This is a genomic window from Proteus vulgaris (assembly GCF_023100685.1).
Taxonomy (GTDB): Bacteria; Pseudomonadota; Gammaproteobacteria; order Enterobacterales; family Enterobacteriaceae; genus Proteus.
The window spans coordinates 2,626,744-2,642,073 of the sequence record NZ_CP090064.1; the positions used below are offsets into that span (position 1 = coordinate 2,626,744).

Genomic DNA, 15,330 nt, shown 5'->3' on the forward strand with positions numbered 1-15,330 from the left:
GCAACAAGTTTATCGGCACCCCACATACAACCTTTAACTTTTCCTACAAATATTTCTGTGTTTTTTTATAGAATTAATATCAAGTCAATGATAAACAAAGAAATTAATTTATTATTTTTTTATTAAATTTTTATCAATTTTCGTCTCAGCCCTTTTTTTCCCTTCTAAATTCGACTTTGGTCACCAATGGCAATAAAAGGCTTCTATATGGCAGCCTGTTTCACTCATCAAAAATACCAAATAGACGTAAACTTTTCGCCGATTCTACCGATAACACTTTTTGAGGATTATTTTACGAACACAGAAAGGAGACTGGTATGGCTGGTATTGCTTCACTAGGAGCGGGCTCAGGGATGCCTCTTAGCCAAACATTGGCACAATTAGAGGCGGCGGAAAATAAACGCCTTGAGCCCCTTGATAAACAGATGAAAAGCTACGAAGCGCAAATTACCGCTTACGGTAAAATTCGTGGCCAACTTGATAAGTTACAAAAAGCCTCTGAAGACTTAAAAAAATTCGACAAGATTGTTGCAACTAAAGTTGATGATGAGTTTGATGCCTTTAAAGTGACGACGGATGGTAAAGCCAGTATCGGTAACTATACCGTATCAATTAAAGAATTAGCTCATGCTCAGACACTGAAATCAAAAGCAATTCCTGATATTGAAACTCCTATAGGTGAAACCTTAGGTGAAGGGAATAAACGCACCTTAGTAATAACTCAAAAAGGTGAGAAAGAACCATTACGTATTGAGTTAACAGATAAGCAAACATCTATTATCGAATTGCGTGATGCAATCAATAAAAAAGAGGGTAATGTTTCTGCCACTATTGTTAAAGCCAAAGATGGTGTTAACCATTTAGTTCTGACTTCTCGTAAAGAAGGAACTGATTCTCAAATGGAAATCACTGTTGAAGGTGATAACAAATTGAATGACTTTATTAGTTATTCAACTAAAACGAGTAGTGGTGCAATGCAACAAATCGTTCCTGCAAATAATGCACAAATAACGATTAATGGTATTGATATTGAGCGCCAAACTAATGAGATTAAAGATGCACCTGAAGGTATCACCTTAAATCTTAAAAAAACGACTTTTGATAATAAAGACAAAGCAGATAAGCCTGAAATAGTCACTGTTGCCCGTGATATTGAGCCAATGAAAGAGGCTATAAAGGCTTGGACAGACGCTTATAACGATCTAAATAGTACCTATAAATCTCTGACTAAATATACACAAGTAGAGAAAGGTGAAGCAGCATCGAAAGATAATGGCGTATTACTCGGCGATGGTACTAGCCGTATGATTATGTCTGAGCTAAAAAGTTTTGTGACTCGTTCTCAAGAAGGCGTTGAAATGGATACCCTAAATAAAATGGGTATTAAGTTTAAGGTCGATGGCTCTTTAGAGATCGATAATAAAAAACTGGATGAAGCGTTAAAAGAAAAACCTGCCAACGTGAAAGAGTTTTTTATGGGTGACGGTAAAGAAACAGGTTTTGGTACTCAAACCTATAATTACCTAAAGAAAACCCTGCAATCTAATGATGGTACTTTAGATATCGCCACTGATGGTGTGAAAAAACGTAAAAAAACGCTTGATAAACAAATTAAAAACACGGAACGAAACATTGCAGCCACGATGGAACGTTATAAAAACCAGTTCCAACAGTTAGATAAAATGGTTAACTCCATGACTAACTCCAGTGCTTCAATCGGCCGTTTATTAATGTAATTTTTAAAAGTAGGACACTATGTATCAACAATCAGCCAGTAAAATGTATGCTCAAATCGACGTTGAAAGCGAGATTTTAAATGCCACGCCTTACCAGCTGATCCAGATCCTATTTAATGGGGCGCTTAGCGCCCTTCGCCGTGCATTAATATTAATGGAACAAGGAAATATTGCTGGTAAAGGCGAAAATATTTCTAAAGCCATTAATATTATTGGTAACGGATTAAAACAAGGTCTGGATAAAGAGAAAGGGGGCGAGCTTGCAGAGAATCTGGAGCTCCTTTATGACTATATGGTTAATCAGCTACTCGATGCTAACTTAAAAAATAACCCAGAAAAAATTCATGAAGTCATCAAGCTCTTAACTGAAATTTCTGATGCTTGGCAACAAATCGGCACACAGATTAATTCTTATTAAATTAGAGTGGACAACAATATGGATATTATGGCGGCTTACGAGCAGGTTTTAAAATCAAGTGAGCAAATGTTAACGCTTGCCAAAGATCAGCAATGGGACAAGCTGATAGAAATGGAAATGGATTATTTAAAAAGCGTTGAAAGTATCACTAAGATGATAAAACCGGCTGACGGTGAGCTGAGACTACAACAACGCCTCACAGATATGCTAAAGAAAATCTTAGAAAACGAAAATGAGACGCGAAATTTATTACGGGCTCGTCTAGATGAGCTCGGCGTGTTAATTAGACAGACTGAACAAGAGCAGAGGGTACAAAATAGCTATGGTCAGTTTACAGAACATAGTTATTATCCTGATCTCAATCTTAAATAACTCTCCTCTGCGCCAAAAGCGGTTTTATTAGCTAATGGCGTCTTTACTTAGAAAAAGTCACTCTTATTATTCAGCCTAATTTGTTATCGGTAACGTAAAAATCAACGTTTACCCTTTTCTACTTTTGTTTTTTTATTTTTTTGATTACACCGATTAAACAGATTGTACTAACACCATATCAATATGTGGAATGTTATCTTCAAGATACGTTTCTGAATCGATAACAAAACCATGTGATTGATAAAATGAGACTAAATATGCCTGTGCCATTATTTTGATTGTATGGGTATTAAATTGACGGCACGTAGTTGCAATCGCCTCTTTTATTAACTGATGTGCAATACCACTTCCCCGCTGATTTTGAGCAACAATCACCCGCCCTATTGAGGCTTCTTTAAATGCGATGCCTTGAGGCAACAGACGTGCATAAGCAATAAGTTGCTGGCTATCTTCTTCTTTAGCAAACAAGTGCAATGTATTTTGATCAATCCCATCCAGATCTTGATAAGCACATTGCTGTTCACAAATAAAAACCTGATTTCTTAAGGCCAAAATAGCATATAGCTCATCTGTGGTGAGTTGTGAAAATGATTTTAAAATCCAATTCATGTGCTTTATCCCGTGGTTTAAAGTAATAAAAAGCACTCAATGATAATGTAATATTATCGAAAAAAGCTTTATTTTATCGTTTTGTTTAATATAAAGAGTGAAATAGAAATCGCCCACGTAGTGTAGGCGACATATTAGCTCATAGTAATTTGATAAATAATAATTTATTTAATCACGTCATAAAGTTGCTTATCTGATAAATAATCTGCAGTTAAACCTGCTGATGGATTATATTGTACGCCAACGATCTCAGAGAATGCTTTACCCTCTTTACCTAGTGAAACCTTACGTTCATCTTTACCTGTGCTTTCATGGATAGAATAGGTTTTACGACGCATTGCTGTATATTTATCTGCATCATTAGCAATATCGGTGTGATAGCCCGTAATTTGTGCATCCGTTAAAGCTAATTTATTGGCTAAATCACAGCCCCAACGGGTTAAACAAACTTCTGCAAAATGGCGAACCACTAAACCCGGTGCATATAGTGCATTTTCACCTTCACTACCATCAATAGACGCATTACCTACTAATGTAGCGTGACGCCCTGAAATAGGGAAAATATGCATTTTAGTCTCAGATGTAACTGTTGGGATCACACAAGTAAATCCTTTTGAACGTTCATCTTTTGCATAAAATCCAACATATTCTTTGACGTTTTTACCCAAGGTGACTTTTTCAGGTTGGAAATTCAGAGGGCCAGGAACAGGGTCGATCGCAAAAATATTTACTGGAATATCTTTTAATTGAGGATCTGCCAACATCGCATTTGCTAGCATATGGCAAGTAATACCACCACGACTCCAGCCCACGAGGTTAACTTGTGTTGGAATAATGCCATCTTTACGGAAGATACGAATAATTTGTTGTTGGAGTTGCTGTTGAGTGACATGGCGATCGCCATAGTCATATTTACGCCATAAAAAAGAGCCTGTTACCTTAACATCATCAATAGGAATGCCCGCTTTTTTTAGTTGGTTATACTGCTCTTCTGTCAATTTTTCACGTTGCCAATCAAAGTTACCTTTCATTAAGCAAAGCGCATGGTTGACGTTTTCTTCCCAACCACTACCAAATAGCGAACCTTTAATATCAGAGTAATTAGGGCTTTCAACCCATAAATCATCCTCTTGTAGATTACCACTACCTGGGCCATCAACAATAAACCACTGTGCGAACTCTCGTCCTTGGTTATTTTGCGCTAAAGTGGCAACTAACTCCCCTTGCCAAAAGGTAGGATTATTATTATCAAATGAGTTAGAGCTGGTACCACATAAATAAACGGTTAATACTGTCATAGTGTAAATTTCCTTTTAATAATGACTAAAAAATCAAAATAATGATTTTTATTTCCTTGTATTGAGCTATTCCTTAGCCCACCAGCACATTACCTATAAGCCTTTTTTTGTTCAATTATAAAAAATGAATTAGCAGAGTCGAGATCACATAATTGAATTTTATTTAAGTAAAAGAAATGAAAAAACTCTATCAGATCAATGTAATTAAATAATATAAATGAATTCTTTATTTTTTATTATTTCTATTAGTAAATCAGCTTATAAAAAGAACATTAAATAACCAAATTTAAAATTTAAATAAAAAAAATCCCACATTAAATAAATGCAGGATTTTCTATTAGGTAGAATATCTTATAAACGATTAAAAGCAACTACTCTCACCGCAGGAATATCAGCTTGTGCCCCTTCAGCAACTTCCTGACATGCTTTATCTAACGCAATATGGGGTGTGATCCCACTTTCTGTTTCTACAATTTTATGTCCGGCGTAGGTATCACCATTTCTGGAACGCACTTTATACGCAATAAACCAATATTCCATATCATCACCGTTTACGTTATTAATCATGTAATTACCATAGCGGTTTATGACTCGCTTTAATGTGATAATAATCAATAATTTTTAGTTTAATAAAATTGTTTTATAAAAAAATGAACCGTATTGTAGAAAAATCAGGCGTGATATTCCATTTCTGATTGCACTAATTTTTTTATTTTTACTGCTTTTTCAAAGTGATCCAGTTTATGCGTTATTATCCACCATGTTGCGGCTTCCATTAATAATTCAGGGTTGTCATTTTTATTTGCAAAAAAAGCATAAAAGGATAATCCCACGCCCTCTCCTTTGGCTGAAATCTTATCATTACATATTTGAATTATTTTTTGTTGTAGTAATTTTCTCATATTCTCTCTATTTTTATTTTTCAACATGCCAATAAATAGGATAGAGCAAAGACCCTATCCATGAAATTTGTTCCATAATTGAATAAGTAACCAAGCAGCAATAACCCAGCAAATCACTGCCGTAACTAGTGCCGTAAATAATTTGACATAGTTAATCATCACATAGAGTGAAATTAGATAAACCATATAAGGAATAACTGCCCATAGGCTAAAAATAATGGTGGTGCGTAACGCTTCAATAGAGCGTTCAGAACCCACAATATAGTGTGCAATAAGCGCAAAAGTGGGAAATAGCGGAACCAATCCCGCAATATAGTAATGGCGAGATTTCGATAAAACAGCGATTAACACCACGACAAACGCACCTATCAGTGCCTTAACCAGTAAACCCATTATTTTTTCATCAAGTTATAGAAATCTTAGTACTATCATACCTATTCATATTTGTATGTGAGCTGATTTTATTTTTTGTGGTTTAAAATAGTATGATACTTTTGATGATAAAACCCACTATGCTATGTATCTAACCATAAAACAAAGATAAATATGACCGAACTTTATAAAAAACTAATCCAACAAGAAAAAACACTTCACAAAAGTACCCATCGAAAAAATACAGACGTACTTATTCAACTTTTACATAATGAGTTTATGGAATTTTGTCGCTCTGGTATTTGCGTTAATAAAACAGACACAATTAACAGCCTTACAAGCGACAATAGCAATATAGAGATTTATTCAGAAAACTATCAAGCTTCACAACTAAGTGATGATGCGGTGCTGCTAACTTATGTCAGTTATCAATTAGAAGATAACAAAAAAATAAAACAAACTTATCGCTCATCTATTTGGATAAAAAACTCTCACGATGATTGGCAACTACGGTTTCATCAAGGCACAGCAAAATCGGAGGGATAATACACATCTCAAGAAATTTGGTTGAGCTAAATCTCATTATTTAGCTCAAAAGCAATATAAAGTCGCATTCTTAAGCATCTAAATGTGTTTTCTTTTTTTCTGGTGCCGTTGTTTCTTTTTTATTCTTACAGCAATCATGTGAACTGTTTTCACCATGATGATGTTTATGCATAAAGAGATGCATTAACGGGCAAAGTAATAACATCAAAATAAACCAATTATCTCTTAGAAGTTCCCACATAATCATCTCCTTAAATCACGTTTAAAAAGATGATAGGCCTTACTCTAAGAGGAAGGTCTAGTATGGATTTGTTATTTAATCCGTATGTTTGTCAATTACCTTTCCGCACCTTAATTTGAACTTCTTCACAATAACTCTCTTTATAAAATTCAACTTTATTCATCCCCTGCTATACTTTAATTATATTTAAGTATTGTTTGCTATAAGTCACTAATAAGATTTAAAAACTTATTTAACATGGAGGTTTCAATGAAAATATTTTTTAAAATACTATTGATGGTTTTATTTCTTACTGCCTGTTCTTCATATACAAAAATTGATAGCAACAAAAGTGGAGATATCATTAAGGTTAAATCAGCACTTATTGAAAATGATAATTTATATATCCTTAGTGATTCTACTAATTATCATTTTAAAGGTGAGGCTATTACTGCATTGAAAAAATTTGCCACATCTAAATATAATCAAAAAGTGATTTATTTTAGCGCTAGCCTAGGAATAACAGGGAGTATTGTTAACGGTAGCTATATGATTTATTTAGATCCTAAAGATTTCACTATAGATGAACTCGATGAACTTGCCAGTATTTATCATTTTTATAGCAGCAACTATCAGTCTAATAGCGATGAGGAAATGATTAAAAATCAGATACCTAATTATCAAAATAGATTTTTTATTATTGGCAAATTTTATGCTAATGGAGAGATGGTTAATTTATCTAATAAAGATGAATTATTAGATAAATATTCCTTACCTAAGCCTATTTTTGTTAACGTTAATTATTATTCCAAACATTTAACGCCATCAGATACATTGAAAACAATTGCAGTAATGCCATTTCAAGCGATAAGTCTTATTTTAGTAGCACCACTTTATATTATTCTGCTTAGTGCCCCCTGAACTTCAAGTTATTATCGTTAGGTTCATTTATAAGTATTTTTATTTAAGGATATCACTATGTATAACTGGAAATTTAAAAAACACTTATTATTTTCACTAGCGGCGTTGGCAGGTATTATCAGCCTGACAGGTTGTACTCATCAATCATACTTATCCTGCCCTTCCCTCGTCGGTACTTACATCTCTACAGAAACACAGGTACCATCCTTTTATATTCAGAAAGCAAAAAATGATACTTCTGATTACCTGTTTTTTTATGGGATTGGTAATAAACGATACATTGAAAAAAAAGCAATTCTTATAAAATATAATGAAGAAAATAAAGATAGTATTATAATTCCGAACTGTTCTCTGGGGGTAAACGGAGTGGGTGTACTCCGTGAAGTGAAAAAAGGCGAACCATACACTTCCATTCTTCGCTCACCGCCAGAGCCACAGTCTGATGAAAAATTTACTGGCGATCATATATTTATTTTACCTCTACATCTATCTCTCCAGATAATAAACGTAGAAAAAATCAGTAATTCTGGTGTTATGCCACCTGATGCTCAAGTGATCACTCTCCCCAAACCTGAGCCTGAGATTAATCAGGAAAATTATGAACGGGAATTAGCACTGGCGAAGGAAGAAGCCAATAAAAATAATCCTGCTGCTCAGCTTTTTCTGGCAAAAAGTAGTTATATCACGCGCTATGGATTTAAAAATTTATGGTATGCCAGCAATCATGATCCAGAAACTCGTACTTTTTGGCTAAACAAAGCACTCGCTAATGACTATGGTCCAGCCTACTGTTATCAAGCGGCTACGCACAATGATCATAAATTGGTATTTTCTGTTGATGAACGAATAAAACTGTATCAGCAAGCTCTCGCTAAAGGTAACGCCCCATTAGCTGGTGTATATCTAGCCGATTTAACCCGTGACCCCGCACAGAAAATGCAATATCTTATTACAGCAGTACGACAAGGAAGTTTTCTGGCGTTATGGCGGTTAGGAGCTCTACCTTCAGAAAAGCAAGCTACATTACCAGCAGATATCCAGAAATTAATTAAGGCTCCACCTTTTGACCAGTTAAAAAAAGTTAGTCCATCAGTGTGGAAAAGTTATGAATCAGGTAAAGATTATAAGGAATGGCGCGATAATCCGTACCTATTTGATATGGAATATTATATTTCAAAAAAACAGTTATACGGGAAAACTGGAGCAGATCTCGATTACAATCAAAAGTCTCGTGCGGACTGCCTTGAACAGGATTTATTAAAGCTGTCGGATTATCCCCAATAATCTATGTATCTATGGAGTTTCTTACCCAATATACCGTAAATACATTTCAAAATAAGAATATAAGGTGTATTGGGTGATAGTAACCTGTACTAACAGATAATTAATCGATGTTATTTTTCTATATCTATGCTCAAAACATGAATACCAATAAATATGAGATAATTATGAAAAAGAAAATGATTATAGGCTATATGACGTTAATTAGTTTTGGTGCCTGTGCAGAAAACGCTATTTATAACGAACCCGCTCCATTGGGATTAACATGGGGAATGTCATTTAATGATTTTCAGAAGACAACAAATTTTGTAATAAAACCTATCGATAAATATCCCTCAACCTGTCCAATGACAGCAATAACCTTTGATGAAATTATTGATGGAAAAAAAGAAGGAAATTATAAGGTTTATTTTTATAAAAAATTCAAAGAATTAAAGTTCACAGGATTGTATGGCGTTGTCTACTCCTATGAAACAAATGATTTAAATAAATTCAAAGTTAAAGATAATAATATTATCAAAAGTCTTGATTCTCAATATAGCCAATATAAAAAAGTAGTTACTACCAGCGATGGTGGATTTCTTACTTATGATGCAAATAATATTCAACGTTCTTATTTTAGTTCTAGAGATATCATAAACCAAGATCAGAAAGTTCAACACAAGAAAAATGAGGAAGGAAATTATGATATTTCCGTGAGTTACTTTTTTTATCCTGAAATATACATTGACGATTTATCAAGAAATATCAAAGAGATCAGAAAACAATGTAATGCATCATTAGAAACTGATTAAAGCTAAAACTTTAAAAATCGAATGATAAAGGATTGTGCTTACTCTAAGAAAAAATCTAGTATGTATTTTTTATTAAATATAAAAAATATGGCTAGTTCTTATTAAACCAGCCATATCTAATATTATTCATATTATTGCTGTTTCATAAAATAATGGGTTAAGTCACTTATTTGATAATCGCTTTTATCCGTTTTTAATACTAAGAAGAGATAAAAGAGTGAGTGGCTTTCGTATAGATGTGCAAAAACGCACATCAATAAAATGATGTGTTTATCCTTTGTGCACAAATCGGGGCACTCATCACCATAAATAACAGACAATAGTATAAGTATTCGAATGTTTAATTACATTCGAAAGCTTATATCATCCATTCAATGACGTTGAGCGAGATGCCCCATTCTGTTTTGATTAGGTGCTTCTTTATAGCTATATAAAAGAAAAGCCACCTTTATCAAATGATAAGGTACTACACCTGCATCGACATTATTTCTTGATAAGCGGCGACCAACTTATTACGCACTTGTACGCCCATTTGTAATGAGATACTGGATTTTTGCATATCTACCATCACATCGTTTAATTCGACACCGGGTGTACCTAAGGTAAACGCTTGCACTTTGTTGGTTGCATTCACTCGAGTTTCATTAATTTTACCCACAGCTTGAACAAGCTGAGTAGCAAACCCTGCTTGTACTGGCTGGGGTTTTGCAATATTGGATGCTTGCAAAGTCTGGATTTGCATTTTATCCAGAACACTTTCAATAGCTGGAATTGACATATAAACCTCTGCGTTAATCATCTAATTCAATTACTGAATCAATGTCATAGTAAGGAAGTGAACCAACACGCTTACCGAGTTATACCCTAACACAGGGGCTTCATTCCAAAGCGAGTAATTGACGCAAAAGTTAAGGGCTAATTACGCCATTAAATGAAACGCAAAAGGCCAATAATGAGACACCTGAGAGTAGGTTTATTTATTTGCGTAAGGGGAGTCTGTTTTGTTACGCCACGCTTTTAGTATTCATCCCGAACTACAAGGCAAGGATTGTCTATGAATGCCGAAAAAACCGACGTTGTGAACCAGAAAAAAGGTTTTAACGCCATTATTAACCGGATAAAAGCCGATCCGAAAATTCCGCTAATTATTGCGGGTTCGGCGGCAATTGCCATTTTTGTTGCTGCATTTTTATGGTTACAAAGCCCTGATTATAAGGTGCTTTATAGTAATCTTAGCGATAAAGACGGTGGCGAAATTGTCACACAGTTAACACAAATGAACGTACCTTATCGCTTGTCACAAAATGGCGCAGCGATCATGGTGCCTGACAATCAGGTTCATGAATTACGCCTGAAACTCGCGCAAGCGGGACTTCCTAAAGGCGGTGCTGCCGGTTTTGAACTGTTAGATAAAGAAAAGTTCGGGATCAGCCAATTTAGTGAACAGATTAACTATCAACGTGCACTTGAAGGTGAGCTTGCTCGCACTATCGAGACATTAGGTCCTGTACAAAATGCTCGTGTTCATTTAGCACTACCAAAACCATCCCTTTTTGTTCGTGAACAGAAATCCCCTTCTGCATCCGTTACGGTGGGTCTTTTACAGGGTAGAGCGCTGGATGAAGGTCAAATTAATGCCATCGTGCATATCGTTGCAAGCAGTGTTGCAGGGATGCCTGATAGCAGTGTGACCATCGTTGACCAAAGTGGAAAATTATTGACACAACCTGATGCGTTAGGTCGTGACCTTAACTCTATTCAACTAAAATATGTTCAAGAGCTAGAAAGCCGCTACCAACAACGTATTGAAACATTACTTGGTCCAATCGTGGGTCGTGGAAATGTTCATGCTCAGGTAACTGCTCAAGTTGATTTCTCTCATACCGAAGAAACCGCTGAAGAGTACAAGCCGAATCAGCCACCTAATCAAGCAGCTGTGCGTTCAAAACAATTGAGCCAAAGTGAGCAAAATGGTGGCATGTTAGCGGGCGGTGTACCAGGAGCATTGTCTAATCAACCTGTTGCTCCACCTCAAGCGCCAATTGAAACACCAAAAGCGCAAGAAGATGAGAAAACAGATGAAGCCAATACAACGGGCACTAATCGTACATTAACGCGTAATCCAAACAGTAATAGCCGTTTAGATGAAACAACCAACTATGAAGTTGATCGCCGAATTCGTCATATAAAACGCCCTGTGGGTAATGTCGAACGTCTTTCTGTTGCTGTCATCGTGAACTATAAAACGATTGAAGATACGAAAGAAGCGGCTGAAGGCGAAGAGCCTGTTGTTGAAACTAAACAAATTCCGCTTACTGATGAACAAATTCAGCAAATTGAAGGACTTGTTCGTGAAGCGATGGGCTATTCCCAAGAACGTGGTGACTCATTAAGTGTCGTGAACTCGCAGTTCAATGATATTGAAGAGAAAGTAATTACTGTTCCTGTATGGGAAAACCCAGAAATTCTTGCGAAAGCATTAGATTTAGGTCGCTGGTTATTACTTGTCATCATCGCATGGATCTTATGGCGCAAACTGGTGAAACCACAGCTTGAAAAACGCCGTGAAGCTGAAATTGCCGCACAGAAAGCCGTGCTGAAAACGAAGCTACAAGTTAAAGATGATGTTGATGAAACAGAATTAGATGACGAAGCAAGACGTAAACAAGCACGTAAACGTGTCAGTGCCGAATTGCAAAGCCAACGTATCCGTGAAATGGCAGAGAAAGATCCTCGTGTCGTTGCAATGGTAATTCGTGAATGGATGAGTAAAGAGCAATGAGTAATAACTTAACTGGAACCGAAAAAAGCGCCGTTATGTTACTAACACTCGGTGAAGACCGGGCGGCGGAAGTATTTAAACATCTAAGTACGCGCGAAGTTCAACAGCTGAGTATTGCAATGTCATCAATGCGCCATATCTCAAATCAGCAATTGATTGATGTTATGGCAAGCTTTGAAGAAGACGCTGTTCAATATGCAGCGTTGAATGTGAATGCGAACGATTACTTGCGCTCTGTTCTGGTCAAAGCACTGGGTGAAGAACGTGCAAATAATCTGTTAGATGAGATCTCTGAAACCCGTGAAACAACAACAGGTATCGAGACGCTTAACTTTATGGAGCCACAAATGGCTGCCGATATTATCCGCGACGAACATCCGCAGATTATCGCAACCATCTTGGTTCACCTCAAACGGGGTCAAGCGGCGGATATTCTTGCCCTGTTTGATGAGAAATTACGTAATGACGTGATGTTACGTATCGCAACATTTGGTGGTGTTCAGCCGTCAGCATTAGCAGAGTTAACTGAAGTACTGAATAACCTGCTTGATGGTCAAAACCTCAAACGCAGCAAAATGGGTGGTGTTCGTACTGCTGCTGAAATTATCAACCTGATGAAAAGCCAGCAGGAAGAGAATGTTATTACTGCGGTACGCGATTACGACGGCGAATTGGCACAAAAGATTATCGACGAAATGTTCCTGTTCGAAAACCTTATCGATATCGACAACCGTTCTATCCAGCGCATTCTACAGGAAGTGGAATCCGACTCCTTGGTTGTGGCATTGAAAGGATGCGAACAAGAGCTGCGCGATCACTTCCTCAACAATATGTCGCAACGTGCTGCTGAAATCATGCGTGATGATTTGAATTCTCGCGGCCCTGTTCGTATGTCTCAAGTGGAAGCAGAGCAGAAAGCAATTCTGCTTGTGGTACGCAAATTAGCAGAGACTGGAGAGGTTGTTCTTCATGGAGGAGACGATACCTATGTCTGATAAACATACTGATACTAACTGGAAGCCTTGGGTTCCCAAAGAACTCACTGATTGGGCATTAACTGTCGAGGAAACGACAGAAGACGAAAAGGAAGTCGAAAAACAGGAAAAAGAAGTTGTTCAGCAACAGAAAGTTCTTGAGCAAATTAATATGCTTGATGACATGAAAGACAAGGCCCAGAAATTGGGCCACGCTGAAGGCTTTGAGGCAGGGAAAAACCAGGGTTATCAGGAAGGCTATCAGGCTGGATTACAATCAGGTATTGAAGAAGGTATTCGCCAAGGCATTGCTCAACAATCACCATTAATTAATGAGTGGCAAGGGTTATTAGCTGAATTTAGACATTCACTGAATGGACTAGACAGCGTGATTGCATCACGCTTAATGCAAATTGCCCTTACAGCAGCCAAAGAAGTTCTGGGTCAACCTGCTGTCTGCGATGGTTCTGCATTGCTTGCACAAATAACCTTAATGTTGCAACAAGAACAAATGTTCTCAAGCAATCCACAGTTACGAGTGAATCCAAGACATATTCCACAAATTGAAAAAGAGCTGGGTGATTCCCTTTCTGCTCATGGTTGGAAAGTGGTTGCCGATAACAGTATTCATGTGGGTGGATGCCGTGTTGTAACAAATGATGGCGATCTTGATGCCACGATTGCAACTCGTTGGCATGAGCTTTGCCGTCTTGCTGCACCGGAGGCGTTGTAATGACAGCAAGATTGGGGCGTTGGTTAGAAAAACTCAGTGAAGCAGAAGCACGTTTAAATAAAATTCCACGTGTGCGTCAATATGGCCGTTTAACCAGAGCAACAGGTTTAGTCATGGAAGCTAAGGGGCTAGTTATGCCTCTTGGCTCTACGTGTTTAATCGAACGTACCATTGGCAAAACGGTTGAAGAAGTTGAAAGTGAAGTGGTTGGGTTCAATGGTAGCCAGATGTTGTTAATGCCTTTACAGGATGTCGAGGGATTAACGCCTGGGGCTCGTGTTTATGCCCAAGCCACACCTGGAGGTGAAAATGAAGGTCGCCAATTACCACTAGGTGATGCGTTATTAGGACGTGTTTTAGATGGTTCTGGTTACCCTTTAGATGGTTTACCACCACCGGATACAGGTTATCGTGCCCCACTCATTACGCCACCGATCAACCCATTACAAAGAACACCGATTACAGATGTTCTTGATGTAGGTGTACGTGCAATTAATGCATTATTAACGGTTGGTCGCGGTCAGCGTATGGGGCTTTTTGCAGGCTCAGGTGTGGGTAAAAGTGTGCTATTAGGCATGATGGCTCGTTTTACTCAAGCGGATGTCATTGTTGTTGGCTTAATCGGTGAACGTGGTCGTGAAGTTAAAGACTTCATCGAGAATATCCTTGGTACTGAAGGCCTAGCTCGTTCTGTTGTTGTTGCCGCACCAGCTGACGTATCACCACTGCTTCGTATGCAAGGTGCTTCTTATGCCACACGTATTGCTGAAGATTTTCGCGATAGAGGTAAACATGTCCTGTTAATTATGGACTCACTTACCCGTTACAGTATGGCACAACGTGAAATTGCTCTGGCTGTTGGTGAACCACCAGCAACCAAAGGCTATCCACCTTCTGTCTTTGCTAAATTACCTGCATTGGTCGAACGTGCAGGTAATGGCGTTGATGGTGGTGGTTCTATCACGGCTTTCTATACCGTTTTAACGGAAGGTGATGACCAGCAAGATCCTATTGCAGACTCAGCGCGCGCCATTTTAGATGGCCATATTGTGCTTTCTCGCTCACTTGCTGAATCAGGGCACTACCCTGCTATTGATATTGAAGCATCTATTAGCCGAGCAATGACATCGCTAATTGATAAAACACATTACCGTCGTGTACAGCTGTTTAAACAGCTCTTATCAAGTTATCAACGTAACCGAGACTTAATTAATGTGGGCGCTTATGCCGCGGGTAGTGATCCAATGCTGGATAAAGCAATTGCTCTTTATCCGTCTCTCGCGAAGTTCTTACAACAAGATATCCAAGAGCAATGCAGTTATCAAAGTGCATGTGAGCAACTTAATCAACTGATCACAGTAAACTAATTCTG

At 37.4% G+C, this 15,330-nt stretch carries 18 protein-coding genes; 11 read left to right on the forward strand and 7 right to left on the reverse strand.

Annotated features, from left to right (window positions below; translation table 11 throughout):
- Positions 1 to 317: 317 nt before the first annotated feature.
- From fliD to fliT, 3 genes are read left to right on the forward strand one after another with little or no spacing between them, the layout of a single operon-like run.
- Complete coding sequence (fliD, locus tag LW139_RS12690) at positions 318 to 1,736, forward strand: flagellar filament capping protein FliD (RefSeq protein WP_247850038.1); 1,419 nt, start codon at positions 318 to 320, stop codon at positions 1,734 to 1,736.
- A 19-nt stretch (positions 1,737 to 1,755) separates the two neighbouring features.
- Positions 1,756 to 2,154 carry a flagellar export chaperone FliS gene (gene fliS / locus LW139_RS12695; protein ID WP_023581844.1) on the forward strand — a complete coding sequence of 133 codons (399 nt, stop codon included), beginning with the start codon at positions 1,756 to 1,758 and terminating at the stop codon, positions 2,152 to 2,154.
- Positions 2,155 to 2,172: 18 nt separating this feature from the next.
- Positions 2,173 to 2,526: a flagellar protein FliT gene (fliT, locus tag LW139_RS12700; protein WP_166539701.1), complete on the forward strand. Its 354-nt coding sequence runs from the start codon at positions 2,173 to 2,175 to the stop codon at positions 2,524 to 2,526.
- Positions 2,527 to 2,679: 153 nt separating this feature from the next.
- Here the strand turns inward: fliT and LW139_RS12705 are convergent, their stop codons facing one another.
- The 5 genes from LW139_RS12705 to LW139_RS12725 form a co-directional block, all read right to left on the reverse strand.
- Complete coding sequence (locus LW139_RS12705; RefSeq protein ID WP_227335578.1) at positions 2,680 to 3,135, reverse strand: GNAT family N-acetyltransferase; 456 nt, start codon at positions 3,133 to 3,135, stop codon at positions 2,680 to 2,682.
- Positions 3,136 to 3,299: 164 nt separating this feature from the next.
- The gene (locus LW139_RS12710) at positions 3,300 to 4,433 is read right to left on the reverse strand and encodes a hypothetical protein (protein WP_227335579.1); all 1,134 of its coding nucleotides are present in this window, start codon (positions 4,431 to 4,433) and stop codon (positions 3,300 to 3,302) included.
- Between the two features lie 351 nt (positions 4,434 to 4,784).
- Positions 4,785 to 5,000, reverse strand: coding sequence for a hypothetical protein (locus LW139_RS12715; protein ID WP_006533140.1), 216 nt, complete (start codon positions 4,998 to 5,000; stop codon positions 4,785 to 4,787).
- Positions 5,001 to 5,104: 104 nt separating this feature from the next.
- Positions 5,105 to 5,335 carry a DUF6500 family protein gene (locus tag LW139_RS12720; RefSeq protein ID WP_166539698.1) on the reverse strand — a complete coding sequence of 77 codons (231 nt, stop codon included), beginning with the start codon at positions 5,333 to 5,335 and terminating at the stop codon, positions 5,105 to 5,107.
- A gap of 54 nt (positions 5,336 to 5,389) precedes the next feature.
- Positions 5,390 to 5,728, reverse strand: coding sequence for a GlpM family protein (locus LW139_RS12725; RefSeq protein WP_208105127.1), 339 nt, complete (start codon positions 5,726 to 5,728; stop codon positions 5,390 to 5,392).
- Positions 5,729 to 5,881: 153 nt separating this feature from the next.
- On the opposite strand from LW139_RS12725, the gene LW139_RS12730 reads away from it, so the two are divergent.
- Complete coding sequence (locus tag LW139_RS12730) at positions 5,882 to 6,253, forward strand: DUF4440 domain-containing protein (protein ID WP_247850039.1); 372 nt, start codon at positions 5,882 to 5,884, stop codon at positions 6,251 to 6,253.
- A gap of 70 nt (positions 6,254 to 6,323) precedes the next feature.
- Here LW139_RS12730 and LW139_RS12735 read toward each other — a convergent pair whose 3' ends face one another.
- Positions 6,324 to 6,494 carry a DUF2933 domain-containing protein gene (locus LW139_RS12735; RefSeq protein WP_166539695.1) on the reverse strand — a complete coding sequence of 57 codons (171 nt, stop codon included), beginning with the start codon at positions 6,492 to 6,494 and terminating at the stop codon, positions 6,324 to 6,326.
- Between the two features lie 249 nt (positions 6,495 to 6,743).
- Here LW139_RS12735 and LW139_RS12740 point away from each other — a divergent pair, with 249 nt between their 5' ends.
- From LW139_RS12740 to LW139_RS12750, 3 genes are all read left to right on the forward strand, one after another.
- Complete coding sequence (locus LW139_RS12740) at positions 6,744 to 7,394, forward strand: hypothetical protein (protein ID WP_247850040.1); 651 nt, start codon at positions 6,744 to 6,746, stop codon at positions 7,392 to 7,394.
- Positions 7,395 to 7,451: 57 nt separating this feature from the next.
- Positions 7,452 to 8,678, forward strand: a complete 1,227-nt coding sequence (locus tag LW139_RS12745; protein WP_109407801.1) for a hypothetical protein — start codon at positions 7,452 to 7,454, stop codon at positions 8,676 to 8,678.
- 164 nt (positions 8,679 to 8,842) lie between these two features.
- The gene (locus LW139_RS12750) at positions 8,843 to 9,469 is read left to right on the forward strand and encodes a hypothetical protein (protein ID WP_247850041.1); all 627 of its coding nucleotides are present in this window, start codon (positions 8,843 to 8,845) and stop codon (positions 9,467 to 9,469) included.
- A 466-nt stretch (positions 9,470 to 9,935) separates the two neighbouring features.
- Here LW139_RS12750 and fliE read toward each other — a convergent pair whose 3' ends face one another.
- Positions 9,936 to 10,247, reverse strand: a complete 312-nt coding sequence (gene fliE / locus LW139_RS12755) for a flagellar hook-basal body complex protein FliE (protein ID WP_004248328.1) — start codon at positions 10,245 to 10,247, stop codon at positions 9,936 to 9,938.
- A gap of 276 nt (positions 10,248 to 10,523) precedes the next feature.
- On the opposite strand from fliE, the gene fliF reads away from it, so the two are divergent.
- From fliF to fliI, 4 genes are read left to right on the forward strand one after another with little or no spacing between them, the layout of a single operon-like run.
- Positions 10,524 to 12,251 (forward strand): flagellar basal-body MS-ring/collar protein FliF, encoded by a 1,728-nt coding sequence (gene fliF / locus LW139_RS12760; protein WP_166539692.1) that lies wholly within the window; start codon positions 10,524 to 10,526, stop codon positions 12,249 to 12,251.
- Positions 12,248 to 13,246, forward strand: a complete 999-nt coding sequence (fliG, locus tag LW139_RS12765; protein ID WP_109407804.1) for a flagellar motor switch protein FliG — start codon at positions 12,248 to 12,250, stop codon at positions 13,244 to 13,246. Before fliF ends, fliG begins: the two co-directional genes overlap by 4 nt.
- Positions 13,239 to 13,958 (forward strand): flagellar assembly protein FliH, encoded by a 720-nt coding sequence (fliH, locus tag LW139_RS12770; RefSeq protein ID WP_109407805.1) that lies wholly within the window; start codon positions 13,239 to 13,241, stop codon positions 13,956 to 13,958. The genes fliG and fliH overlap by 8 nt, the downstream gene beginning before the upstream one ends.
- Positions 13,958 to 15,325 carry a flagellar protein export ATPase FliI gene (gene fliI / locus LW139_RS12775; RefSeq protein ID WP_247850042.1) on the forward strand — a complete coding sequence of 456 codons (1,368 nt, stop codon included), beginning with the start codon at positions 13,958 to 13,960 and terminating at the stop codon, positions 15,323 to 15,325. Before fliH ends, fliI begins: the two co-directional genes overlap by 1 nt.
- Positions 15,326 to 15,330 lie beyond the last annotated feature (5 nt).